Below are 25,204 nucleotides of genomic sequence, written 5' to 3' on the forward strand. Positions count from 1 at the left end.
TTAATGAGAAACGAATCCAAAAAAGGCTTGGATTCATTTCTCCACAAGTATATTATTTACAATACAAAAAGGGTGCTTAGTTGTCGATTTTTTTCTGTCCATTTTTAGGGGGCTTGACTACAGGCACGCTTAAAAAGTCTCTACACCCCCAACCCCGCCAACATCTCCCGAACCTCCTCCATCTCCCTTACAGCATCAACAGGATCAACCGGCTTCCTCAACTCCTCACGCCTTTTCCTTTCCTGCTCTCTCTCCTTCTTCTTCCGCTCCACAAACCAATCCGGTACAATCTCCGCACTAAATTTATCAGCCTCTCTAACCTGCCCACTCCCCCGTCCTGGCTTCTCTTCCATCATCGCCGCCTCAACACTCACGATCCCCTTCACCTTCCAAGCCTCCAATATCCCCTTCACATACCGCCACTTCTCCACACCCTGCTCCAACGCCAATTCCATCGCATGCAAAACAAGCGGCTCACTCGTGTCAGCAACCCATCCCTGAATACTTCTCGAAATAAACGGACTAATCCCACCAAAATTATCCTCAAAGAAACGAATCGCGCCAGCAGCTGCAGCTGTTGTTTTATTTTGTTTTTGTTTTGTAATATCTTGTTTAAAGAATGGGCCGGGGCTGGAGTCGGAATTGCAGCCGGAGCCTTGGCCGTTACTGTGGCCAGTATTGCAGCCAGCACTCTGGCCAATAGTTTCGTCAGCAGTTTGGTCTGCCTCAGCTGGATTTTCCTGGTGATCATTCTGTAAGTTATCTTGCGGAATAGGAACTTCCTTCGCAGACTTCTCATTTTCCTCTATGTATTCCTCTTCCATACTAAACACCATCACCTGCGAAACCATCCGGTACACAGCCGCCTGATTACCGCTGCGACTTGTCACCCCAATCCGCCCTTTCCGCTGCAATTCCAATCTCGCTTCTTTAAAAGCAGTCGCCTTTAACCCCGACACAGACTGAAGCTGGGAAGCTGCAACACTGAATTCCTTCTTCCATCCGCATAAATTATTAAAATGCATTAGCGCATACCACAGGCAAATGGCTGAGCTGGATAATGGTTCAAATAGATTTTGGTTATGAAACGCATTGATTTCTTTAATATAGTTCATGATTTATTCTCCTAACATTATGTATTAGTAATTAGGGAGCACAACTCTGCACTCCCTGGAAAATATTATTCAAATTCTTGCCTTAACAATTTCCGGATCTCCGCCGAACTTAATTTCCTTCTCACCTCCCGCGCCCACCCTTTCACCGCATCCACTGTTGTATTTTCTTTTTCAGCAATCGCCTTATGGGGCATGTCCCGAATGATGGCATAATCCAGCCAATTCCATTGGTTTTCCGTTAAAAGGGATTTTAATTTCGCACAAAGTTCTGGGGTGTCAAGCAGGAGATCTTTGAGAGCAGTATGATATGAATGATTAGAGCCATCAGATACTCTGGGGTAATCGGATAAATATCTTTTCATTTGGGTTTGTTCAAGACTTTGCTTGCGGATCCGATCAATGAGTCTGTAGCGGATGATGGAATTGAAATAAGTTGCCATCGGCCCTTTATCCGGTTCATAGGTTTTATAGGCATGCCACAGAGCAGTAAGACCTTCCACATAAAATTCCCGGTGCGGGTCGTGGATGTTCAGCTGATGGATATGGTAGTGAATTCGTTGCTTGTTTTGGTTATATATTTCTTCAAATGTGAATTTATGCATGAACAACATTCTCCTTATCTTTGGTTAAAAATCGTGATTCTTACCTTTCTATCCATAATAATTTATACAGAAAGCCTTCTCCTTTGAAAAGGCTTTCACTTCATAGCAAAAAAAAATTATGCTATATCCTCTATATTGATAATCTTCTCTGCTATCAGTTTTTTTGTGATATCATCAGAAATATTTAATATAGCTACGATTTTAAAAAAAGTATCAAGTCTCGGAGCATGTTTTCCATTTTCAATTTGGCTCAAATGGCTGTTATTCATATCTGCTCTCTCAGCAAGCTCCGCAATGGTTAGACCCTTCTCCCTTCTGTAAGCTCTAATTACTTCCCCGGTTTTTTTCTTAAATTCTATGATAATCTCCCCCTTAGGTATATTATCCTATAAAAAACAAAAAAGAAAATTCGATATATCCAATATTTCGACAAAATTTGTGAACAAATTGTGAACCTTTTGGGTTTTTCGTTAAATTTTTTCATTTATGCAAAAGTAAAAGCTTTCAATTGTTGTTTCTAAGATAATGTTTAATTTACATGGGAATTATTCATCAACAAAAAAGCTATCAGTTTTGCCTAAAATAAACAAAACTAACAGCTTTTAATTCCCGTAAACCCCCATTCGACAGTATTCGGGAAGTGACACCCTACAAATTAGAGGAATTGGACATAATTGTACAAAAACGTGCGGATTCGATTCAAATATAATATCAGAGTAGTAATAGGTATTGATATATGGATCGTTACGCAATTATAGTATATATCAATCACCTGGTATAATTATGAACAAGAATGGAGGTGATAAATATGATTAATGTATTGGTGATTAAAAACTTTCAAGAAGTAGGACCAAATATATTTAAAGTTAATTTGAACTTTTTCGATGATATTACGAACAGATACTATTCAGAAAATGTTTTATATGATAATGGTTTCATTAGTGGACCTATATATGATAATGTTACAAGTCCTCTTTCAACGAAAAGTAGAATGAAAATCAAAACATATCTAATTAGGTATTTTAACAATTAATTTCTTTTATTCAGCGATTATAGAAAAAGATAAGGCAGTTAAAAATGCGGTCACTATTACGGACCGCATTTTTGTTAACCAATATTAACGAAGTAATTGTAATACTCCTTGTGGTTGCTGATTTGCTTGAGCTAACATTGATTGTGCCGCTTGTGAAAGGATGTTGTTTTTAGTGAATTCCATCATTTCCTTAGCCATGTCAACGTCTCGAATACGTGATTCTGCAGCTGTTAGGTTTTCTGCTGATGTTCCAAGGTTGTTAATTGTATGATCTAGTCGGTTTTGGTATGCACCTAGTTTGGAACGTTCAGCAGAAACTGTATCAATTGCTGATTGAATAGTAGTTATTGCAGAGTCAGCTGCTGATTGAGATGAAACATCAATTCCCCCTACAGAAATTGTTGTATCTGCTGTAAGTGCAGTATCTACAGTCAATAATGTTGTCTTACCATCAAGACCAGTAAATGTAGTACCATCAGTAGATGTAGCAATGGTATTACCGTTTGAATCTTTTAATGTTGTTGCATTAGCAGTGTAAGTGCCTGCTTGTAATCCACCATTTTCAAATTCAGAAACTGCTGTTGCTTCACCATTCGCAATCTTAATAGTTCCTGAATCAATTTCTTGAGTAAATACAAACGTATCGTCAGTTTCACCTACTGATGCTGTCCAGGTTAATTGGTCTGTAGTTGTTGCAACTACATTTCCATCAGCATCTTTTAAATCAGTTCCGTCGACTTTATAAATGCCATCTTTTAAATCTGCTGCTCCAGTTTCTGTAACACTAACGGTTTCTTCAAACTTTGCATTACCGGTTACACCAAGTTTGTTTCCACGCATATCATTGATATTAATTTTCAAGTTTTGTTGTTCATTAGCACCAATATGGAATGTTCCTTCAAACTTACCATTTAACAGGTTCTGAGTGTTAAATTCTGTTGTATTCCCAATTCTTGATAATTCTTCTGAAAGTTGATCAACTTCTTTTTGAAGTTCAGCACGGTCTGTTTCAGTGTTTGTATCATTCGAACTTTGTACTGCTAATTCACGCATTCGTTGCAAAATAGCATGAGTCTCATTCAATGCACCTTCCGCAGTTTGAATGAGAGAAATACCGTCTTGTGCATTCTTCTGAGCCATTTCCAATCCACGGATCTGCCCACGCATTTTTTCAGAGATTGCTAGACCCGCAGCATCGTCTCCAGCCTTGTTGATAGCAAGACCTGAAGAAAGTTTTTCTAAAGATCCTTGTACAGCGTTACTGTTACTGCTTAGTTGGCGGTGCGTATTTAGCGCCGCAATGTTGTGATTAATAATCATTTTTCCTTACCTCCATGTTTTATTTTCTAGCAAGTCACGTCCGTTTGGCTTGCTGATCTATAATAACTCCATTAATTGGAATTACTACCTTCATAAATTTCTCCACGAATAATTTGATATTCTGATGGAGCGCTAATCCGTAATTGTGTAAAATTACTTAGCTTTTCTTCCCTTTTTACTACCTCAATCTCAATCTCTCTTCCCTGAGAATCTACTATATAGATTTTTTCACCTGGTTTTCTGCCTAACGTTAGGGCCATGGATTCATCCTCCTTGATGTTTACATTACTTATATCGGAAGGTATTTTATAATGTTTAATGTTTTTTTGAAAAATATTTCCAAAAAGAATAATTACCAACGTGATGAGGGCCGACCCAAAATTCCTAAGAGGGGAATTTGACTTTTCTGATAAATTCAACCGAAGCTTTAGCCAATTCTATAAAAGTCCTATTGTTCATCAAAATATGATGTCTGTAGGACTTTACTTATTAAGTGGTATACACTATGGCAATGGATGGTAAATTTCCTGGCATTGTGTGGTAAAAATCATGGCAGGGTTAAAACTAATGGCAGTAATCATATGGAGGTATAAAAATGCTTTTAAGAGGTCCCTTACCGAAAAAAGCATATAAATTTATGGAGCCAAAATACTTAAAGATGTTAAAAGAAAGTAAAACATTCTTCATGAACCATTTAAACAATTACCCAGAAGAAAAATTGGGAAGTGATAATAATGAGGGCAGTCTAACTGCAAAATTTGAAATAAGCAGTTATACTTTTAACAATGGGAAATCTATTAATCCTGCATTCGAAAAGGCTTTTCATTCCATGCAAAATGGCATTAAAATTGGGGAGAATTCAAGAAATATTTCCTTAAATAATGTAACTATACACATTACCTTTCTTGATAAAAGAAAATAGATACAGTTATCAGAAAGAATTTAGAGTCTTATGGAGAAATAAAAGTAATGAAATAATTAAATCTCCCTTAAATTTATACTGTCCGCGTGATGGGGGTCTGCCCCCGAAATCCGACAGCAGGAGACATAACCCCTCTTTAATACAATGGTTTAACACTAATCTATAATTAACCATCATTTGCATTCACTTTAACACATTAACGCGGTGGGGGTCTGACCCATTGACCTTTTCTGAGGATGATAGTGAGGTGTAAGAAAAAGCGGTTAATTGACCTGAAAATGATTCAATAACTTCCTGAAGTGTTTCAACAAAACGAAACTCAATTCCTTCCATAGACTGAAGAGGAAAATCATGCATTGGGGGTAAACATAAAACCTTTATATTTTCTTTCTTCGCTGCAACAATAGCAGGCAGCATCCCATCCACTGGTTTAATCGAACCATCCAATGATAATATACCTAAAAATGCTGCAGCATCAGGAATTGGATATCGTATTTCCCCCGCTTCCTTCATGACCCCGATTGCCATCGCCAAGTCAAATATCGGACTGTTTTTCTTCTGCTCTGCAGGAGATAAATTAATGATAATCTTTTTATCAGGAACCTGACAATCATTCGCATACAAAGCTGCCATCACCCGGTCCTTTGACTCCTTGACTGACGTATCCGGCAATCCAACAATACTAACCCCCTCCACCCCAGGAATCAGCTGCACCTCAACCTGAACACGATAACCCTCCATCCCTTTCAAACCGATGCTAGTTACAACAGTTGCCATTACTTCACATCCTTTAATCGAATGATTACTGGAACTAATACTGTAGATAAAAGATAAGCTATTTACTGAACGAAGTCAAGAACGTACGTTTGTGAGTGAAGGGGAGAAAAAGAAATTATCAGGGGGTAATTTTCTGTTAAAATAACGTTTTCGAACACTTATAAAGTACCAAAATGGAAAATTGGACGAAAAAAGGTATCCTAAATTTTAATTTTAACTATTTTACTTTTTTAGGATCAACTATGCAAAACCACATATAAGTTGAAACATGAAAAAACCATCCTTTCGTCCAGTTACCAAAGGATGGGGTGAGCTAACATAAATTCAGTTTAAATACTAAACAATATTTAACAACCAATTGTGCACTTTAGCACATTAACGTGGTGGGGTCTGACCCCAATGTTCAAAATTACCCACAAACATTTGGTTCAATCTTACTTTTGAAGTTGTTTGATAATAACGACTTTCGCAGATATAATGTATTAAAATAGCATAAATTGGTAAAAACATTTTTCAATCAAATGTCTAATGGTTCTACAATAGAAAAGTAAAATTTTACTTTAAAATATTTGGGGGAATACAACCGTGAGTAAAAGAAATGCAACTGCAAGTTGGAGTGGATATTTACATCAGGGGAAAGTTGGTATTCTAGTTGCACTTAGAGAAATAAATCAATTACTTGATTTAGATCAAGACCTTAACGGCTGGCTTGTAGAATTTGAATCTGCAGAAGATATAGATATTAAACATGGTAAAAAAGTAATATCAAGACACCAAGTGAAAGCTTATAAAGATAAAGTTTATCCTAATGACTATAAAGACGTTTTGTCAAAGCAAACTTTTATTGAAAAAGATGGAATAAGAAAAATTGATACACCTGGTTTTCAAATATGTAACATTAATACGGGAAAATTAGAAGTTGATGAGAATTCGAGATTCCTGCATACAATCACTGAAGTTAAAGGGTTTGAGTTAAATAAAAAGGCTTTTAAACATACATATCCTCGCAATACGTATATAGAAAATCCAAATAAAATTAAGCTATATATTTATCCAGATAGAAAGAAGCACTGTAAATTATCTAGTGGTCAAGACGATAAAATATTAGATTTTTGCAAAGTTGAGATAAAAAATTTAATAAATAGGATGGATGGCCATCCGTTTAAAGATAGCGATGAAGAACACAAAAATAAATTTAAGCATTTACTTGGTATCCTAGACATACAAATAAGACAAAAACATATAAAAGGAATTAGCCACTTTCCAACCTTGAAGTTTGAAGAAATATTCAATGTCATCACAGATAAGAAAAAATACAAACAAAAAAATGTTGAAGTAATGCGTGAAATGTTCGGAGTATCATGGACTGAATTCATTCAAGAAACTCAAGATGACCAAGACTTTAATTATAAGGATAATCAAATTGAAAAAGTTAATAATATAATTGAAGAATTATATAGCATGGATGATGATAAATTGATTCAGTTTATTAAAGACATTAATCCGGATAAAAATAAATCAGGGGATTTTTCTGATATTAATGATGTAATAGCTTTATGTGACATTAATGCTTTTAAAGATGTATTTTATGAATGCTTAGTAGCTGTTACCGAAAATGATTTTAATATAGATTTTAAAGGATATCAAGGCCTTGAAGAAAGTGATGATTATTTGCTAACTTTAATAAATAGAAAGAAATCTAAAACTGGAATTGTTGTAGCAAATATGACGAGAAACAAAGGCGTTACAGATGAAATATTTAATAGAAGATATTTAATTAATGGGCAGATTGATCAAGTACCGTTTGGAGACTTTATTCAGCAAAATTACAATGCAACTACCTTAGATACAAATTGGAAACGTCCAGTAACAGAGAAAGAGATTTTCTATAATCCTAACTTAGAATTTATTTCTGTAGATAATGCTATTGAACAACTAAACAAAAAAGGAGGAAAATCATGAAGAACATTTTGAAAAAAGCTTTCTTAGATTATGGATATGAAGTCAGTGATTTATCGTATAATGTATTATTTTCTGAGATAAATGGTCAAGAGTATTTTTTAACAACACAGTATGATGTAAATGAGTTAATCAATTTTTTTGATTTACCAAAAACAAATGAAATAATAGAAGCATTCGAGAAAAAACAATTAGAAAAAAGTGATATAAAAAAGAACACTACACTATTTGTATACATTGAAACAGATAACCTTAAATCCTTTTATGAGCAGCATAAAAACACTATATTTCAGATTGAGGAGGATGAGTACTTCTTCCGGAAACATGTTATTGTATACTCAAAAAATGGAATACAAAATATTAATCCAAATCATAATATCAGTGAACAGTTACATAAGATATTAAAATCAGATGGAGGAATCGATCGTTTTGAAAAGAATTATTATGATGATGAAGAATTTTTTATTGCTATTCAATTGATGGCAAAGTTACCTTTTCTAATAATTAAAAGCGATGAAGAACCCTATGAGTCGCTCTTAGAAAAAGTGAACAAACAATCTGAGATTATTAATTTGATGATACTTATAGATGGGATGGATGTTGAAGAATCATCAGATTACTTTGATCAATTAGAAGATGATATTTTATCGGAGGAAATAAATACTCCAAAGCTAAGTGACTTTTTCCAACGATTTGAGGAGAATACTGAATGAGAATAAAGAAAATCTATCTTAATAATTTTAAGGGTATTAATAAGAAAAAAATCATAAGCTTTGACAATCAAGCATCACTACTAATTGGCCCAAATGGTTTTGGGAAAACAACAATCTTTGATGTTTTAGAATTGTGTCTAACAGGAGAAATACACAGAACTATAGAAAAAGCTGGTGTAACAAACCATAGAAGAGATTATATTAAACCATTTTTTCAAAATCAAGAAGATAAAGATGTCATCGTTAAAGTTTGGCTTGCTAAATATATAGATAATAGAGAAAAGGAATTTATTATTACAAAACACTTACCTAAAGACCATGATGGAAGAAAAGCAGGAGATAACGGTAGAAGAAATAAACCTTTTGATTTTAAATTTTTAAATACATATAGAGAAATTGTAGAAAACTTCTATGATGATGATTTTAATGCTGAAACAGCAGAGCTTATCAATCAAGGAGATATTGACGAGTTTTTTGGCTTAGGAACAGACGGTTTTGAGATAAAGCATATATATAACCTATTTAACTATCTGCAGCAAGAAGAAACAACATTCTTTCTAAAAAAGTCTGAAAATGAAAGAAGAAGCTCATTAGGTTTCCTATTCCAAACTTCTAATCAAGAAAAAGAACAACAAAATATATCAAAAATTTATAGTAGACTAAAAGATATTAACACTAAGTTAGAAAATAAAATAAAGGAAATTCAAAATATAGAAAAGCTAAATATAGTAGAGTACGAGCAACTTTTTCCAGAATCAGATTTCGATTTTGATAAGAAAGATATATTTGAAAATAAAGATGTAGCCGAATCAGAAAGGTTAATGTATTTATATAATGAAGAGTTAGATAAATTATTTTCATTTATGAATGTTTTCTCACCAACTGAATATAAGAAGAAGGAAACTATTAAGTTATTAAATAATAAAATTAATAATACTGACCTAGTTAATTTCTACACCCTACAAAAGCTCATAGAAGAAAATTATCAATCTATAGATAAGCAAATGAAATTATTAAACGATGATGAAAAAATTAAATCTTTCATACTTCAGAAGTGTTATTCAAAATATGAAGGTTATAGTAAGCTAACTACCACCCGTAATAAATATGTAAAGTTTCTAGAGATAAAAGACCTGAAAGAGCGTATAGAGTCCCTAATCCCTTTTGTGAAAGAAATTCTTCCTGAAATGGTAGATCGCTACGAGAGACTAATAGAAGATAGAAGCCAAGCCAGGGCTACTTCAAAAGAAATTGATTTAACAATTAATGAAATCATCCGAATGAGAAATAGTATACATGAAGAAATGAAAAAAGATAAGACTGATATTTTAGATGAGGATACTTGCCCATATTGTGGAAAAGATTGGGAAAGCCATGAGAATCTATTAGAAAACTTCAATGAAAGAGAAAAGACACTAAAAGGGTTATTGAATAATCAATCCAATCGATTAAATGAGTATGAAGAAGAAATAGAGAATAATTTCATTCAACCAATTATAAAGCATATGAGTAATTATTTAGCAGACCATGAAGAAATAGATCCAAAAATACTTGAGCTGTTAAAGAATTATAATAATAAAGAATTTAATTTCACAGACCTTAATAGCTTTGATTTTAATCACACAATGATATGGTCAGAACCACAATCATATGATGATTTAATGGATGCTTTATCTGAAATTAAAGAAAATATTCAAGAAACGATACCTGTATCAAAAGATGTATTTGAGATGATGAGATTACTTAATAATGTTTCTTTTGAAACAGATATAAATGAGCTAAAAAAGGTTATTTCAAGTGATAATCTAAACCAGTTTATTTTAAAAGATTTTAGTAAAAAAATTACCAAAAGAGAGCAAAAAGAGATGAATAAGAAACTTATCTCTTTTTTAGAAGAATCTAAAGACCGATTCAACTATGATTATGAAAAAGCAAATGATAATGAAGGTATATATAAACGTTATTTTAAACAAGATAAAGATGAGTTTGAAAAATTCAACCTAACTAAAATAGAAAAGAAAAAAAAATATATTAAATATTTGTTTTCAAATAAGAAATCGCATTTGTTGGAAACATATAAGAACAAACAAGATAAATTGGTAAATGTTTTAAACAAGCTAGATACTGTCAGACGTTCGTACGATTCTCTGATTAAAAAGCACAAAAATGAAATGGTGGATAATATTAAATTGCCCTTCTATATATACACAGCAAAAATGCTTCAGAACTATCAACAGGGAATGGGTGTCTTCTTATCAACAAGTGATGGAAAGGATGCAATAAGATTCTTAACTGATCCTACTACCGATCATGACGCGACCCATCACCTAAGTTCCGGTCAATTAGCTGTTGTCTCACTTGCCTTTACATTAGCAATCAATAAAACCTATAATATATCAGATAACTTGAAGTTCCTAACTATTGATGACCCTATACAAGAAATGGATGCATTAAATGTTCATTCATTTATCGAATTAATCAGACATGAATTTCTTAAAGACTACCAATTTATATTCTCAACTCATAGTGATATGAATGCTTTGTACATGAAATATAAATTTGAAAAAATTGATAAGAAGGAAGTATCATTAATTAATGTGCAAAATGAATTTTTCGATTGAAATAAGGGAATTAGTTAATTTCTAAATATATATGGGTCACTGCGATGGGGATTTACCAGTTGTGTGGTTATATTTTCCACTCTCTGTGTGAGTATTTACAGTGTTAGCCGCGAATATTTACCTTCTGATAGAATTATCCAGGCTTGGATTCGACTATATAGCATCATTCCATGCCGATATTCATCGCCCCTGAATGTTGGTTAACATTGAATCCGTAGTACACCCACAACATAAGATAGTAGTACCAAGTTCGTATGATTATTGCGGATGAAAAGAGCCACTTATGCGGAGTTTTAAGCCAGTCATTGTGGAGAGGGTCACCGTTTGCGGAACAGTGAGCCACTGATCGAACTAACAGATTTAGAGAATATAGCCTGAGCTACAGCGGAGCTACTTGCCATTGACTGTAACGCCCGATTCTTTGCATTTGCTGGAAGGGGTCGGGGCCCCGCCAGCGAGTGCTTAGATTCAATTTGTCCGTGTATTATATTTGAGCAGGTGTGCCCCTTAGGCATTATTTGTGCCAGACCTGCGATAGTTTTTTCCACAACACGGATAAAAGTTAAGTCAATGATGCCGGACTAAGCATTTACACTACCTCAAGCACTGTGAGAAGAGTTGTTTCAAAGTTTTATTGATAGCTGCTCTTTTACCGCACTTACTGGCTCAGTTATCCGCAAACGGTGGCTCAATCTGTCCGCAAAATTCACCTACACGACACTCTATATCGTACCATGGAGACTTTTTGTGCACACTTCTCATTTCCATTAATTTTTCTTTATATTTTCTTTCTTAGTGAAATGCTCCTTGTATTTCAGGACAAACCCTTCTTGAAAATAGTAAACATAGAATACCTTTAAATCATTGATATCTTTTTCTTCGTCTAATTTTTCTTTCATTATTAATAATTTTTTATTTAAAGTATATAGTAGTATAAGTTCTTTCAATGTCTCATTAATATTTTCATTTATTAAAGTTACTTCATAATAATCTTTGCTTTTAACTTTAACTTGGTTAAAACTAAATCTAAAGATTATAAGTATCATCATATACATTACACCAAACGTAATTACAGTTAATATTATTTCATTTAACTCCAAATTTCTCTCATTAAGTACCAATAACCCACCATTTAAAAGCAGAATTGACAAATATTCAATAATAAAAATTACTTTATAAAAATTAAACAAACACTTTTTCTTTTTAATTTCCCTAAATTCATTAATTGCTAAAGCAATCAATTGTACAACAAAGGATATAGTAAAAATTAATAATATAACTAAAAGAATATATGGTAGTGAATTACTGATAAAATTAGGGACTTTCTCAATCATATAACTACCAATCGATATAAGAGTTGCTAGAAACATGGATAGGATCACTATTTCAATTATTTGATTTATTTTATTTTTGTACTTATCTTCTAATACCATCTCAATTTTTGTACGATATATTATTTTTATAACTAGATACAGAGCGGTCGGTATCGATATTGTTAGTGAAATTGTTGGTATCATATAATTCATGTCAAAATCCATTATAGCCTCTCTTTCTTTTATACAAAAATATATTTTAAAATAAAAATACACCAGTACAACTTGTATATTTTCCCTTAAGTAAAGCTATTTTTTAAAAAACCCACATACCAATCCTTAAATCTTTGCAGCTCTTCTTAAACCGCAGCACCGGCCTAAAGACAACAGCTAGCTGTAATGTATTAGTGGACGCATAAGTAGTATAGTGCCTTAGGGGCTGTATCCTCAATGTATTTGGAGACTCGATATTGACGGAGACCGTCATTGATCGACTCATTCATCATTCACATTTACTTGTTTTTAATGGTGATAGTTTTCGATATAAAGAATCTTTATTACAACAATAATCCGAGGTGGCAAGTGGCATACATTTTTAAATGCCATTACATATAAATTTTACTTGCCAAATACACATTGGCAATGGTTGGTTAATCCCTTGTCATTAAGTGGTAAAAAACTTAGCAACGCTGGTAAAATCTAATGGCAGTAATCAATAATACCAATTCACTCTACCAACCACCTTTCGACAATTTTCGGGTCGTCACCCTACCTAAAAATAATGAGTAATGGATCCAAGCCCATTACTCATTTTAAATTTCACTAACTATAACCTCGACTCCAAAACATCCGCAATCCGCTTACTAGCCAACCCATCCCCATAAGGATTACTCGCACGACTCATTTTTGCATAAGCCTCTTCATCATCAAGCAACAATTTAAAATTATTATATATATTCTCTTCATCCGTACCAACTAATTTTAAGGTACCAGCAGCCTCTCCCTCAGGGCGCTCAGTAGTATCTCGCATCACTAGTACTGGCTTGCCTAAGCTAGGAGCTTCTTCCTGGATGCCACCACTATCAGTCAGGATCAGGTAGGATTTAGAAAGGAAATTATGGAAATCCAAAACTTCCAATGGTTCAATAATTCTCACTCTATCATTGTTCCCGAGTATTTCATTAGCGGCTTCTCTAACTACTGGATTCATATGAATAGGGTATACCACTTTAATATCCGGGTATTCATCAACAATCCTTTTGATTGCCTTAAACATATTTCGCATTGGCTCACCAAGGTTTTCTCTCCGGTGTGCAGTTATCATTATCAGTCTGCTGTCTGAAGCCCATTCAATTTGCTCGTGTGTATAATCATCTTTAATTGTAGTATTAAGTGCATCTATTGCAGTATTGCCGGTTACATAAATGCTGGAAGGTTCTTTTCCCTCTTTTAAAAGATTCTCCTTAGACATTTCCGTTGGCGCAAAATTATATTTTGCAACTATTCCAACCGCCTGGCGATTGAACTCTTCCGGATATGGAGAGTATATATTATATGTTCTTAAGCCAGCTTCAACATGGCCAACTGGAATTTGTAAGTAAAAACATGCTAGTGACGTTACAAATGTTGTTGATGTATCTCCATGTACCAAGACCACATCTGGTTTTACTTCTTCAAGAACATCTCTCATTTTATCTAAAATATTTATGGTTACATCAAACAAGGTCTGTTTGTCTTTCATAATCGATAAATTAAAGTCGGGGATGACTTCAAAAGCATCCAAAACCTGTGTTAACATCTCCCTATGCTGTCCAGTAACTGTGACTATCGTTTCCAATTTATCACGGGTTTCCAGTTCTTTAACTAAAGGACACATCTTTATTGCTTCTGGTCGTGTTCCGAAAACAACCATTACTTTTTTCTTCATTAATTTCACCCTTATTTTATATGTACATAAAAACCCAGTTTAAATATTTAAAAATAAAATACTGGGCCTTTAGGTTGTTTATTATTTATTCAGTAATTCCAAAACTAGAGCAATAACTCTCTCCTGCTCCACAACACTCATATTAGATCCACTCGGTAAACATAACCCAAACTCAAACAAATAATCAGAAACACTATTCCCATCTTCTTGCGGATAATATTCCACGCCTTCAAACAAAGGCTGCAAATGCATAGGTTTCCAAACAGGACGTGCTTCAATATTTTCTTCGCCAAGTCTATCTATAATATCATCACGAGAAACACCTGTAATTGCTGGATCTATTGTTAAAGCAGTCAACCATCTGTTAGACATAGTATCCTCTAATTCAGGTTGAAACTCTATACCATCAATTTCTTCAAAAGCTTCCTCATAACGTTGAAATACTGCTCTTCGTTGCCTCACCCGTTCATCCAATACTTCCAACTGTCCACGGCCAATTCCGGCAACAATATTACTCATCCGATAATTATATCCAAGTTCACTATGCTGATAATGTACAGCCGGATCACGTGCTTGCGTTGCTAGGAATCTAGCTTTCTTCAATGCTTCTTCATCATTGGAAACAAGAGCTCCACCACCGGAAGTGGTTATGATTTTATTTCCATTAAATGAAAAGATCCCATACTTACCAAAGGTACCGCTTTTTCTTCCTTTATAATAACTGCCTAATGACTCTGCTGCATCCTCAATAACAGGTACTCCATATCTATCACATATTTCCATCAGTTCATCCATCTGAGCACTCTGTCCATATAGGTTTACTACAATTACTGCTTTTGGCAACTTTCCTTTTTCGTTAGCGTCCTTTAATGCGCGTTCTAATGCCAATGGTGACATATTCCAAGTATCCATTTCAGAGTCAATCAGTACGGATGTAGCTCCTTGGTACAAAATAGGATTTGCACTGGCAACGAAAGTTAGTGATGAAACAAAAACTGAATCATCCTTACCAACATTTAAAAGTCTTAATGCCAAATGAATAGCCGCAGTTCCAGAAGTGACAACTGCAGCATCATTAATAGAGTTATATTCTGCCAATTCGCGTTCTAATCCATCTACATTATTCCCTAGAGGAGCAATCCAGTTTAGGTCGAATGCTTCTTGGATGTATTTTTGTTCGTTTCCACTCATGTGTGGGGATGAGAGGAAGATGCGTTCTTCTTTATCAGTCATATTAAAACCAAACCTTCTCTCCATTTTTCTATCTATTGCACCAAAATTTTCGCTTAATGAATATTTTAGCTGTAAACTTCTTCAAAAAGACCTTAATAATATTTCTGCAAAATATATGGTCTCTTACCAGATTTTAACGGTGGAATATCCTCCATATACGAAAATCTTATATTCGCATCTTGCCCTAAAAGACTCTTATATCTATTAACAATTTCTTTTTCTGATGAGAAATCCTTCATTGTAACTAGGTTAATCTGATAATCCTTTTCACCTAATTGAATCAGCTGAAAGTTTGTAACCTTTTCAATATCCCTCATTTGTCCACTTAAAGCCATTGATGCAATAACTGTACCATCTGTTGAATAGATTTCTTCTAACTTTCTACCTGATAAAGTTTCAAGATAAGGAGTCTTGAGTCCACAGCTACAATATCCTTTTCCTAGAATAGCTAAGTCACCTGTATCATATCTTATTAAAGGCATTGCATAGGAATAAAGATCTGTTACTATCACTCTTCCAGTTTCACCAGGTTTTACTGTTTTATCATTTTCGTCAAGTAACTCAATAATATAATTTATGTTATTGAGATGATGCTTGTTCTCTTTTTCACATTCAATTGATAAAACGCCAAGTTCTTCAGTGGAATATCTGCTTAGTGCATTTACACCGAATGCCTTTCTGACACTTTCACGAACATCATCTGTAAGTACTTCGGATATGGTAATAACACCATCTAGCTCATAGAATTTATTATTAGCTATAAAATATTTAGCGATAGCACCGATTGCGGAAGGATATCCTATTAAAACTTTTACTTTCTTTGAAATAATTCTTTGCATTTCATCTGAAAGCCACTTTTCAGAAATTATAAAAGGAGCAATAGATAGCTGATTTTGTATAAATTGATCCTTTTTGCTTTTAATTTTTGAAGCTACATAACCATGTTTTACACCAATATCAAAATTTGCCCATCTGCTAAAAAATGTTACTTCAGCATGTTGCATTTCCTTTTTTTGCTTGGTTAAATAAAATGTAAAGGGCGTACCGTAAGAACCACTAGTTGTCATTGGTATTAACTCATCTTTATTGTATTTTCCAGATAGAAATTCATCATAATTTTCTTTTATAACCTTTTTTTGAATAACTGGGCAATCTTCTATTTTCTTATACTTTGAATAGCTTTTATAAAAATCCGTAGTATTAATAGCGTGGTTTAATAGAGAATCAAACTTTTCTTTTTGTTCCGTTTCTCCGATTACTCCATAATTTCTTTCCATATAAGCTATTTTCTCAAATACTTTACCTTTATTAATCTTCTGAGTTAGTTTAAACATTGTCTTTCTCAATATTTTTACCTACCTTTATAAATAAGATCTATCTGTATTATTAAAAAGGTTAATTCAAGTAATTAAATTTCCTTTCCAGGAACACCTATTATTGTTTTACTAGCTTGTACGTCATTCACAATTACACTTCCAGCTCCAATTCTAGCTTCATTTCCTATCTTCTTACTTGGGATTACAGCAGCATTCGTTCCAATTTCTATTTCATCCCCTAATTCTACATATCCGGATAAAGCAGTTAATGGAAAAACAGAATTAAAATTACCCATTGAAACATCATGACCAATAGAACAATTATAATGAATTAAATTAAAATCATTAATTTGTATATTAGTAGATAGAGCAACGCCTGAACTTATAATATTGCCTTTTCCAAAAACGTTATATGGTGACACATATACATTGGGATGAATTAGATTTGGAAATATTATATTTTTATTTTTACTTAATTTATCAAATAGATCCTTTTTAATATGTGGATTACCAAATGCTAAAACTATATTAACTGGTTTACTAAATTTCAATAAATAATCAATATTGCCAAGAATTTCATAACCATTTATCTGACCTGTATCCGAATCATCTACAAACCCTTGTAACATCCAATTCTCTTCAGTTTGCTTATTTATAGAATTTATTAAATCAATTATTCCTCTGCCAAGTCCACCTGAACCGTATATAATGATATTATTTATTTTACTCATCGGTACCTGTACCCCTAAATCTTTCCATTGTTACATTTTCACTTTTGTTAACTCCATCAGATTTTATTACTTTAGCTAACGTCATAATTAAAATTTTTATATCTAACATGAAAGAGCTATTGTCCACATACCACACATCATATTTAAACTTATCTTCCCAAGTTATTGCATTTCTTCCGTTTACCTGTGCCCAGCCCGTGATACCTGGTTTAACTTCATGTCTACGAGCTTGTTCAAGAGTATATAATTCAAGATAATCCATTAATAAAGGCCTGGGACCTACAAGACTAATATCTCCTTTTAGAACATTAAATAATTGAGGTAACTCATCTAAACTGAATTTACGTAGTAAATTTCCAGTTTTAGTCATTCTGTCACTATTAGGCAATAGATTTCCTTGCTCATCAGTTTCATTCGTCATTGTACGAAACTTTCTAATGTAAAAAGGTTTTCCATGTAACCCTGGTCTTTTTTGTTTGAAGGTAATAGGAGCACCCATTTTAATTAACACAACTACAGATAAAACCGCCATGGGAATTAAAAGTATAATTATTGCAATTAATGAAACTGTGATATCTAATAAGCGTTTCATTATATTTACTCCTTTATATAAAATCTCAAATTATTGTAAATTAATTATTATAAGACATTGCCATCTCTAATTTATTTGTGATTACATTTTTTGTATGGTTGAGTTCAACATACTTTCTACCATTTTCTGAGAGTCTATTATAAAGTTTTTTATCAGTATATAGTTCTCTTATAACTTCCTCAGCTTTATCCAATGAGTAATCTTTAATAACATAGCCACAATTTGCATTTTCTATTGCACTACCTTCTACATTAGACATAAATATAATCGGCTTTTTCGCAGCCATGTAATCATAAAATTTATTTTTACTTATTCCGTATTCGAAAGCTTTTCTTCTCATTAAGCCACAAAATAAAATGGAAGACTCCGACAGAATTGAGGGAATACTTTCTTTTGGTAAACTCTCAAACATAAATAGGTTTTTTAATTTCAATTTATTCTTAAGATTAATTAAAAACTGTTTCTGCTCTCCTGAGCCGACAACAATAAAACTAATATTTTTATCTTTCTCAAATCTTTTTGCTAAATAGAAGAAGTTCTCTAATCCCTCACTTTTAGAAAGGGATCCAGTATAGGTAATGCTAAAGTTACTTTTTAATACGTGATTAATATTGTCAGGAACTTTCTTTGTAAGATTTCCATCAAAGTAATCAAGGTCAATACTATGAGGTGTAAAGAAAATTTTATTATCATTTATATTATATTTTTTAGTTATATATTTATTTGCATTTGGTGCCGTTACTATTATTGAGTTGGCTAAATTATAATATTTTCTTTCTAAATGATTAAAATACTTAAATATAAATGGTCTTATTCTCTTATTTAAATCTTCATAAAGACTTAACGGCCATAAGTCTCTGACTTCAACAATAAATTTAGCATTATTTTTTTTTGCTAAATAGTATCCAGCAATCCAAGTAAAAGGGTGTACTGAAGAAGCTATTATTACATCTGGCTTCTTATTAAATTTTAATTTCTTAACTTTTCTTGTGAAGTTTAAATAATTCACTAATCGTTTTTTTATCCCCTTATATATAGGGGTAGATTTGATAGATATAAATTTATAATTATCATTTATTATATCTTCTCTTATATTCTCCTGATGTATATAACTTGATCTTGCATGATTATATGAGGAAGCTATAAGTGTTATATTATAACCCCTCATGCTTAATTCCTCAGAGAACTGATGATGTCTGCCCGCTCCCCCATATTTTGGGATTGTAGCATGATGATTTATTAAAATAATATTTTTCATATTAAATCCTTCCCATTTCTGTAACTATACATTTTGTTTCAATAGGTTGTTCCTCTTTAGCTCATATAAATTACCAAAATTAAAGTAATGTATTATTTCACTTTGATTTTCTACACAATTCTTAGTGTCTAGGACATTAGGAATTTTCATTAATCGATTTACTTCAGACCAATTAATGTTTTTAAACTCGTTATGATCAGTTAATATTAACATTACCTCAGCATCTTTCAAGGCATCCTCATATGAAGAAAGTTTAAAGTCCACCTGTCCCTGTTTCACGTATGGATCATATGCTTCTACCTTATATCCTTCAAACTGCAGTTGATTAACTATTTTTATAGCCGGACTTTCTCGTACATCATCTATATTTCCTTTATACGCGAGCCCAAATGCAGCAATCTTAGACGAAGAATCAACCACTTTTCTCAATTGATTAACTACAAATTCAGGCATGGATTCATTTATAGATCTGGCGTTAGAAATTAATTTTGCATTCTCTGGGTCTTTCTCTATAATAAAATATGGGTCTACCGCTAAACAATGTCCTCCGACTCCAGGCCCTGGTTGATGTACATTAACTCTTGGATGTTCATTTGCTAAAGAAATAACTTCCAATGTATCAATATTTAATCCTTCAGATATCCTAGTTAATTCGTTAGCTAATGCAATGTTAACATCGCGATAGGTGTTCTCCATTAACTTAGACATTTCTGCACTTTCAGCATTTGTTTCTAGTACTTTTCCTTTTACAAATGTACGATACACATCTGCTGCCTTTTTTGTAGAAATTGAATTAATCCCACCTACTATTCTATTGTTCTCATAGAGTTCAATAAGAATTCTCCCAGGCAGTACACGCTCTGGGCAATGTGCCAAATAGACATCTTCCCCTGGTTTAAAACCAGCTTCATCTAAAATAGGAGCTACTACATCTCTTGTAGTTCTTGGTGGAATGGTAGATTCTATAATAATTGTGTTTTCTTTTTTTAATACTGGCAACAAAGATCTCACTGCACTTTCAACATGTTTCAGATTAGCTGTTAAATCTGGATTATGCGGAGTTGGAACTGCAATGATAAAGACATCTGCTTCTACTGGTGACATTTTAGCAACAAACTTTTTCTCTTTAACTACTTTTTTTACTAATTCATCCAGTCCATTTTCTTCAATAATAACTTTTCCTTTATTCAATTCCTCAACAGCTAATGAATTAACATCTACACCAGTTACTTGCCATTCGTTTTCGGCAAATACAGCCGCAGTCGGTAAACCAATATATCCTAATCCAACTACACATAATTTACTCTTCATTATTAATTCACAACCTTTTTTATTATTAATTGCCTATTTTACTTATTTTGTATGGTAAAAATAACTATTATAACTCCCAACCTTTATTATAACTAGTATTTTTATTTTTTTAGTTAATGTGAATACTTTATACCTTTTCATTATGAAATTCTACGGTATATTTCTAATAACTTCTTTGACTCGATATCCCAATTATATTTTCTCATTACATAATTATAACCATTTATACCCATCTGCCTTGATTCCTCTTGATTTGTTAATAACCATATTATTTTATCTGATATTTCATTAATACTCTTTGGATTTACAAAAAAACCAGATTTCACTTGCATTATTTTTTCTTTCCACAAGTTAAAATCAGAAGCAATAAACGGCAATTTAAAAGTCATGTACTCATAAAGTTTATTTGGACTTGTTTGTGAATGGTCTCCTACATTTAATATCGTAACAATTCCTATATTAGCTTGAATCATATAACTAAATGCCTCTTCTTGACGTAAAGGTCCAAGATAATCTACATATTTCCAACCTTCCAAAAGACTAGCCTCTTCTAGAATACTTCCTCTTCCTGAAGGACCTATCAACCAAAGACGTACGTTTATATACTTATTTACCAATTCTAATGATTTGATTATTTCAAGAATACCCCTTGCTTTAGATATACCACCAACATAAATTAGTCTAAATACTTCAGCCTCACGAGGCTTAGTTTCACTAATTTCATAGGCTTTATTAATTAAGTCTCCTTTTGCAATTGGGGCATTTTCTATTATAATTGACTTACTTCCCATACGAGACAGGATCTCTTTTTGAGTTACTATACACATATCAAAAATATAACTTGCTAAATATTCCATTAGCTTGATAAAACTTGCTAAAGGTTTTCTCAAAGGTTTCGGAATCCAATTTTTAATCAGCACTCTTTTTGAAAAGTCCTCATGTGTATCATATATAACTTTTTTACCAAAAATTTTCAAAATAAATCCTAAAAATATTGTCTCTGGATTATGAATATGATATATATCACACTTTAAACTTAATGCCTTATACAAAAACAAGGGTTGTAATAGAATACGCTCTAATCTATTTTTATAATTTTGGACAGGTATAATTTTAATGCCATCTATCTTAGATTCTTTATTACTTTTTGCAATAATCGTAACATTAAACCCATTCATTGATAGAGCTTTTGCCTCTTTTTGAAAAACCCTAACATCGTTATATTGATGAACTGGAGCAATTATACATATTTTTTTCAAACATATTTCCTCCCTTGCAGCTGTGAACATTCCTAACTCCTAAAAAAGTTTATATGAAATATTGGTGTATTATAATCTATTTAGTTTAGTATTTCCTATTACTATTCCAGCTTTTCAGATAATCCGAACAAAATTATAAAAATCACCAATTAGAATTGTATTGAAAAGAGGCAAAAACAGTAATCTATCAATTATCTCTGTTCACAGACTGTGAATTTATTAAGAAAAAAGCCTTGCTCTGCTTGATACATTGCACCCCATTTTCTGTTCTTTTTTCCTAATAGAATAAATCCATAATTAGCTTTTATACTTTTTAGCCATTAGCTTTCAGTAAAGTTTTCGATTATATCCGAAAAATCCTAACAACTTTATATTTATGCACAAGTGCCACTATGAAATTCTTTTTCAAATATTTTTCACATTTATTTAATAATTCATTTAATAACAGTATCATTTTTCAACTATAATCATCCGACTTCAATAGATCTATTATTTATTTTTTTATTTTTTTGCTTGTAAAGCTCAAAATGCCCTTTATAATTTCCTTATTGTTTATTAATAAAAAGCTAAAAATTATTAAGTTTAAAGTATACTCCAAACTTCTTTCTAAATTCAGATATAGTATAATAACTTGTAAAAATATTAACCCAAAATTTAAAAATATTTTTTTATAATTATATTCAATAACTATATATTTTTTTGTATCATATAATCTTATTATCGTCATCACCATAAAGCTAATCATAGAAGAGATGCTGGCACCTATAACTCCTAGCAAAGGTATTGTTATAATATTTAATACCAAACTAGTTGTCCCTCCTATAATAGATGTCTTAAATACACCTTTTGTCTCCTTTGAAGCAATATAATTTGTTCCTAAAAAGCTTGAAAAACTTGAAAATAATACTCCTATTAGTAAAAATGGCACATAAATCCATGCATCATAGAAATCTTTCCCAATTAAAAATTCAAAAATTGTTTTTAAAAATAATAGTATTGAAGCTAGGACTATAAAAAGAAATTGCTGGTAATAATTAAATATATTACTATAAATATTTTTTTTGTTTTTAGAATCATATTCTTCAATAGCTGACAATTCCCATGCTTTAAAAAAAATAGTATTGAATAAGGATAATATAGAAGGGATTTTGCTAGCAGTTGCAAATAACCCATTATAACTAGTTCCTGCGAATAGTAAGATAAAAAATCGAGAGGAAGCATTGATTATCCACCACATTAAGGTATTGGGCATTAAGGGCAAACTATACTTTAGTAGTCTTTTATTCAAATTAATACTAATACTAGAAAGGTTTATATATTTTAAACTGTTAACATTTATATTAATGTAAATTAATGAAGTAAAAAGGCCCAAAATCATAGATACTAAATATCCAATTACACCAAGTTCTAACCACACTATAAATAATAGATTCATGATTAGTACAACAAGTGACATTAATAAACCACTAATTGCAAAAAGACCTACCATCCCTAAACCTCTTACAAATTGTGTATATAGGGAGTAAAATAACTGCAGTATAATAATTATAGCAATATATGGCAAAAAGTCCCTCATAAAACCAATCGAAAAAAATATAGTTGATAATAACAAAATAATAAGTGAACTTATACTAGTAATAAATAGACAATTAGTGAAGACTGCAGAAACATCTTCATCGTCCATCACAAAACGCAATACTGCTTCAAAGATACTTAATGAAACAATCGGAACTAATAGAGTAATGGTTACCTGAAATAAATCAACCAAACCATATTCAGTTTGAGTTAAATGAAAAGTGTACAAAGGTACTAACAGTAAAGTAATTCCCTTACTTCCAAGGTTGCCTATTGCAAATATTAAAGTGTTATTTAATAATTTTTTATAAGCATTACTCTCCATTTATAGAATCCTTAGTTTTCATAATGCCTATTTCTAATTCATTAAATAGTTGATTATTAATCTCGAATTTTTTTCTGTTAATATTTTTTAATTTTACTAGGTTATCAGTAATATGATGTTTATTCTTGATTTTATTTGAAACCAACTTTTTAATAGTATCCATATTGTTTTCAATATCATCAATGTCAATCACATCTTCAGGGGAGTTAATCATCTGGAACATTTCTTTAACCTTGTCTTGCCAAGATAGACCTATTACAGGAATAAATTGTGATAAAGCTATTATCATAGAGTGCATTCTAGTGCCAATTACTAAATCTGTAACACTGTATAAATCAATCAATTCTTTGAAATTGGTAATATTAACTACAGACACATTACTTTTCGCATTCACTTTTTCATAAACATCATAAACTGCATTGTAATCTCGCGGCTCAGTTGAAAATAAATTTACTTTATAGTTTTCTTCACTTAGATAGAGTATTATTTCCACCAAATCTTGAAGATATTTGTTATATTTCTTTACGCTATCTTTATTTTGTGATAAATCTAAAATACATAAAGATATAACCTTTTTGCCTTCTAATCTCTGACCTTTTACTTCTGATGATTTCTCTAGTAAAAATACTGGATCAATTGATAAATGAACTTTTTCCATTAATGAAGGTTTTATATAATTAAATGACTTTTGATCTCTCACAGTAATGAAATTAGCATCTTTCAAAGAATTTATTGTATACTCCAATTGTTTTTTTGTTATGAACGGACCAATACCAATTGAGGTAATTAAGGACTTTTTATTATACTTTTTAGCTATACTTAATATTTTTTTAAACTTATAAGAAGATAAGGAGTGCCTTGTTAAATCAAAAATTGCATTCCCTCCCCCGACTACTAAAAAGTCACATTTTTTCACGGATTCTTCGAACTCAGTTAAATACTTATTTTTTTCAATATTTCTTATAACTCTCAACGAATGAAGTTTATCAATAATACCAATTTTCCGGAAGTATTCATTATAGAAATTTTTCAATTTCATTTTTTTCCTAGTTCTCTTTATTTCCGTATCTCTTCTTATAACAAATCTGTCCGGAACAAAATTAAAACTATATTTAGTGACACTATGTTCATTCATTAATTTTTCCTCTAAAATATCAGCAATTAATAAATCTCCTAAATTAGTGCTATCGATAAAACTAACAAATACAATTTTCAAAACTACATCATCACCCTACACAATAATTTGATTTGTTTTTACAAGTAATCGCATAAGACATACGATAAAAATAACGTAACATTGAG

21 protein-coding genes and 1 pseudogene are annotated in these 25,204 nt (G+C 32.0%); 5 read left to right on the plus strand and 17 right to left on the minus strand.

The window, feature by feature from the left end; all coding sequences use genetic code 11:
• Positions 1 to 140: 140 nt before the first annotated feature.
• The 5 genes from CIL03_RS11240 to CIL03_RS11265 form a co-directional block, all read right to left on the minus strand.
• The gene (locus tag CIL03_RS11240) at positions 141 to 1,115 is read right to left on the minus strand and encodes a DnaD domain-containing protein (RefSeq protein ID WP_094885959.1); all 975 of its coding nucleotides are present in this window, start codon (positions 1,113 to 1,115) and stop codon (positions 141 to 143) included.
• A 65-nt stretch (positions 1,116 to 1,180) separates the two neighbouring features.
• Entirely contained in the window at positions 1,181 to 1,717 is a 537-nt protein-coding gene (locus CIL03_RS11245; RefSeq protein ID WP_094885960.1) for a sigma-70 family RNA polymerase sigma factor, read from the minus strand.
• Positions 1,718 to 1,833: 116 nt separating this feature from the next.
• Positions 1,834 to 2,097 (minus strand): helix-turn-helix domain-containing protein, encoded by a 264-nt coding sequence (locus CIL03_RS11250; protein WP_094885961.1) that lies wholly within the window; start codon positions 2,095 to 2,097, stop codon positions 1,834 to 1,836.
• A gap of 737 nt (positions 2,098 to 2,834) precedes the next feature.
• The gene (locus CIL03_RS11260) at positions 2,835 to 4,070 is read right to left on the minus strand and encodes a flagellin N-terminal helical domain-containing protein (RefSeq protein WP_094885963.1); all 1,236 of its coding nucleotides are present in this window, start codon (positions 4,068 to 4,070) and stop codon (positions 2,835 to 2,837) included.
• Between the two features lie 71 nt (positions 4,071 to 4,141).
• On the minus strand, positions 4,142 to 4,330 hold the full coding sequence (locus CIL03_RS11265; protein WP_094885964.1) for a carbon storage regulator: 189 nt from the start codon (positions 4,328 to 4,330) through the stop codon (positions 4,142 to 4,144).
• A gap of 335 nt (positions 4,331 to 4,665) precedes the next feature.
• Between CIL03_RS11265 and CIL03_RS11270 the strand changes: the two genes are divergently transcribed.
• Positions 4,666 to 4,992 (plus strand): hypothetical protein, encoded by a 327-nt coding sequence (locus CIL03_RS11270; RefSeq protein WP_094885965.1) that lies wholly within the window; start codon positions 4,666 to 4,668, stop codon positions 4,990 to 4,992.
• A gap of 183 nt (positions 4,993 to 5,175) precedes the next feature.
• Here the strand turns inward: CIL03_RS11270 and CIL03_RS11275 are convergent, their stop codons facing one another.
• Positions 5,176 to 5,769 carry a magnesium chelatase domain-containing protein gene (locus tag CIL03_RS11275; RefSeq protein WP_094885966.1) on the minus strand — a complete coding sequence of 198 codons (594 nt, stop codon included), beginning with the start codon at positions 5,767 to 5,769 and terminating at the stop codon, positions 5,176 to 5,178.
• Between the two features lie 585 nt (positions 5,770 to 6,354).
• Between CIL03_RS11275 and CIL03_RS11280 the strand changes: the two genes are divergently transcribed.
• From CIL03_RS11280 to CIL03_RS11290, 3 genes are read left to right on the plus strand one after another with little or no spacing between them, the layout of a single operon-like run.
• Complete coding sequence (locus CIL03_RS11280; protein WP_094885967.1) at positions 6,355 to 7,731, plus strand: ABC-three component system protein; 1,377 nt, start codon at positions 6,355 to 6,357, stop codon at positions 7,729 to 7,731.
• Positions 7,728 to 8,441 carry an ABC-three component system middle component 1 gene (locus CIL03_RS11285; protein WP_094885968.1) on the plus strand — a complete coding sequence of 238 codons (714 nt, stop codon included), beginning with the start codon at positions 7,728 to 7,730 and terminating at the stop codon, positions 8,439 to 8,441. Before CIL03_RS11280 ends, CIL03_RS11285 begins: the two co-directional genes overlap by 4 nt.
• Positions 8,438 to 11,062 (plus strand): AAA family ATPase, encoded by a 2,625-nt coding sequence (locus CIL03_RS11290; RefSeq protein ID WP_094885969.1) that lies wholly within the window; start codon positions 8,438 to 8,440, stop codon positions 11,060 to 11,062. Before CIL03_RS11285 ends, CIL03_RS11290 begins: the two co-directional genes overlap by 4 nt.
• Positions 11,063 to 11,829: 767 nt before the next feature.
• On the opposite strand, the gene CIL03_RS11295 is transcribed toward CIL03_RS11290, so the two are convergent.
• On the minus strand, positions 11,830 to 12,600 hold the full coding sequence (locus CIL03_RS11295; protein WP_094885970.1) for a hypothetical protein: 771 nt from the start codon (positions 12,598 to 12,600) through the stop codon (positions 11,830 to 11,832).
• Positions 12,601 to 12,824: 224 nt separating this feature from the next.
• Between CIL03_RS11295 and CIL03_RS20120 the strand changes: the two are divergent.
• Positions 12,825 to 12,944, plus strand: a pseudogene (locus CIL03_RS20120) (ATP-binding protein); the annotation flags it as partial.
• A gap of 257 nt (positions 12,945 to 13,201) precedes the next feature.
• Here CIL03_RS20120 and wecB read toward each other — a convergent pair.
• The 10 genes from wecB to CIL03_RS11350 all read right to left on the minus strand — a co-directional run bounded on the left by wecB (position 13,202) and on the right by CIL03_RS11350 (position 25,118).
• Positions 13,202 to 14,302 carry a non-hydrolyzing UDP-N-acetylglucosamine 2-epimerase gene (gene wecB / locus CIL03_RS11305; RefSeq protein ID WP_094885971.1) on the minus strand — a complete coding sequence of 367 codons (1,101 nt, stop codon included), beginning with the start codon at positions 14,300 to 14,302 and terminating at the stop codon, positions 13,202 to 13,204.
• A gap of 81 nt (positions 14,303 to 14,383) precedes the next feature.
• The gene (locus tag CIL03_RS11310; RefSeq protein ID WP_094885972.1) at positions 14,384 to 15,535 is read right to left on the minus strand and encodes an aminotransferase class I/II-fold pyridoxal phosphate-dependent enzyme; all 1,152 of its coding nucleotides are present in this window, start codon (positions 15,533 to 15,535) and stop codon (positions 14,384 to 14,386) included.
• Positions 15,536 to 15,627: 92 nt separating this feature from the next.
• Complete coding sequence (locus tag CIL03_RS11315) at positions 15,628 to 16,881, minus strand: phenylacetate--CoA ligase family protein (RefSeq protein ID WP_133087829.1); 1,254 nt, start codon at positions 16,879 to 16,881, stop codon at positions 15,628 to 15,630.
• A 62-nt stretch (positions 16,882 to 16,943) separates the two neighbouring features.
• Entirely contained in the window at positions 16,944 to 17,582 is a 639-nt protein-coding gene (locus CIL03_RS11320) for a NeuD/PglB/VioB family sugar acetyltransferase (RefSeq protein ID WP_094885974.1), read from the minus strand.
• Positions 17,575 to 18,174 carry a sugar transferase gene (locus CIL03_RS11325; protein WP_094885975.1) on the minus strand — a complete coding sequence of 200 codons (600 nt, stop codon included), beginning with the start codon at positions 18,172 to 18,174 and terminating at the stop codon, positions 17,575 to 17,577. Before CIL03_RS11325 ends, CIL03_RS11320 begins: the two co-directional genes overlap by 8 nt.
• A 40-nt stretch (positions 18,175 to 18,214) precedes the next feature.
• The gene (locus tag CIL03_RS11330) at positions 18,215 to 19,432 is read right to left on the minus strand and encodes a glycosyltransferase family 4 protein (protein ID WP_094885976.1); all 1,218 of its coding nucleotides are present in this window, start codon (positions 19,430 to 19,432) and stop codon (positions 18,215 to 18,217) included.
• A gap of 24 nt (positions 19,433 to 19,456) precedes the next feature.
• The gene (locus CIL03_RS11335; RefSeq protein WP_094885977.1) at positions 19,457 to 20,743 is read right to left on the minus strand and encodes a nucleotide sugar dehydrogenase; all 1,287 of its coding nucleotides are present in this window, start codon (positions 20,741 to 20,743) and stop codon (positions 19,457 to 19,459) included.
• Between the two features lie 140 nt (positions 20,744 to 20,883).
• Positions 20,884 to 22,032, minus strand: a complete 1,149-nt coding sequence (locus CIL03_RS11340) for a glycosyltransferase family 4 protein (RefSeq protein WP_094885978.1) — start codon at positions 22,030 to 22,032, stop codon at positions 20,884 to 20,886.
• A 463-nt stretch (positions 22,033 to 22,495) separates the two neighbouring features.
• The gene (locus CIL03_RS11345) at positions 22,496 to 23,902 is read right to left on the minus strand and encodes a lipopolysaccharide biosynthesis protein (protein ID WP_094885979.1); all 1,407 of its coding nucleotides are present in this window, start codon (positions 23,900 to 23,902) and stop codon (positions 22,496 to 22,498) included.
• On the minus strand, positions 23,892 to 25,118 hold the full coding sequence (locus tag CIL03_RS11350; RefSeq protein ID WP_094885980.1) for a polysaccharide pyruvyl transferase family protein: 1,227 nt from the start codon (positions 25,116 to 25,118) through the stop codon (positions 23,892 to 23,894). Before CIL03_RS11350 ends, CIL03_RS11345 begins: the two co-directional genes overlap by 11 nt.
• Positions 25,119 to 25,204: the final 86 nt, after the last annotated feature.

This window comes from Virgibacillus indicus, assembly GCF_002266285.1.
Classification (GTDB): domain Bacteria; phylum Bacillota; class Bacilli; order Bacillales; family Amphibacillaceae; genus Virgibacillus_K; species Virgibacillus_K indicus.

What these genes read in the sequence shown, in the direction of transcription:
- CIL03_RS11290 (WP_094885969.1), top strand. Translation starts at nt 8,438, where the DNA reads ATGAGAATAAAGAAAATCTATCTTAATAATTTTAAGGGTATTAATAAG.
- CIL03_RS11325 (WP_094885975.1), bottom strand. Translation starts at nt 18,174, where the DNA reads ATGAAACGCTTATTAGATATCACAGTTTCATTAATTGCAATAATTATA.
- CIL03_RS11245 (WP_094885960.1), bottom strand. Translation starts at nt 1,717, where the DNA reads ATGCATAAATTCACATTTGAAGAAATATATAACCAAAACAAGCAACGA.
- CIL03_RS11270 (WP_094885965.1), top strand. Translation starts at nt 4,666, where the DNA reads ATGCTTTTAAGAGGTCCCTTACCGAAAAAAGCATATAAATTTATGGAG.
- CIL03_RS11330 (WP_094885976.1), bottom strand. Translation starts at nt 19,432, where the DNA reads ATGAAAAATATTATTTTAATAAATCATCATGCTACAATCCCAAAATAT.
- CIL03_RS11260 (WP_094885963.1), bottom strand. Translation starts at nt 4,070, where the DNA reads ATGATTATTAATCACAACATTGCGGCGCTAAATACGCACCGCCAACTA.
- CIL03_RS11320 (WP_094885974.1), bottom strand. Translation starts at nt 17,582, where the DNA reads ATGAGTAAAATAAATAATATCATTATATACGGTTCAGGTGGACTTGGC.
- CIL03_RS11295 (WP_094885970.1), bottom strand. Translation starts at nt 12,600, where the DNA reads ATGGATTTTGACATGAATTATATGATACCAACAATTTCACTAACAATA.
- CIL03_RS11285 (WP_094885968.1), top strand. Translation starts at nt 7,728, where the DNA reads ATGAAGAACATTTTGAAAAAAGCTTTCTTAGATTATGGATATGAAGTC.
- CIL03_RS11335 (WP_094885977.1), bottom strand. Translation starts at nt 20,743, where the DNA reads ATGAAGAGTAAATTATGTGTAGTTGGATTAGGATATATTGGTTTACCG.
- CIL03_RS11310 (WP_094885972.1), bottom strand. Translation starts at nt 15,535, where the DNA reads ATGACTGATAAAGAAGAACGCATCTTCCTCTCATCCCCACACATGAGT.
- wecB (WP_094885971.1), bottom strand. Translation starts at nt 14,302, where the DNA reads ATGAAGAAAAAAGTAATGGTTGTTTTCGGAACACGACCAGAAGCAATA.
- CIL03_RS11240 (WP_094885959.1), bottom strand. Translation starts at nt 1,115, where the DNA reads ATGAACTATATTAAAGAAATCAATGCGTTTCATAACCAAAATCTATTT.
- CIL03_RS11275 (WP_094885966.1), bottom strand. Translation starts at nt 5,769, where the DNA reads ATGGCAACTGTTGTAACTAGCATCGGTTTGAAAGGGATGGAGGGTTAT.
- CIL03_RS11340 (WP_094885978.1), bottom strand. Translation starts at nt 22,032, where the DNA reads ATGTTCACAGCTGCAAGGGAGGAAATATGTTTGAAAAAAATATGTATA.
- CIL03_RS11265 (WP_094885964.1), bottom strand. Translation starts at nt 4,330, where the DNA reads ATGGCCCTAACGTTAGGCAGAAAACCAGGTGAAAAAATCTATATAGTA.
- CIL03_RS11345 (WP_094885979.1), bottom strand. Translation starts at nt 23,902, where the DNA reads ATGGAGAGTAATGCTTATAAAAAATTATTAAATAACACTTTAATATTT.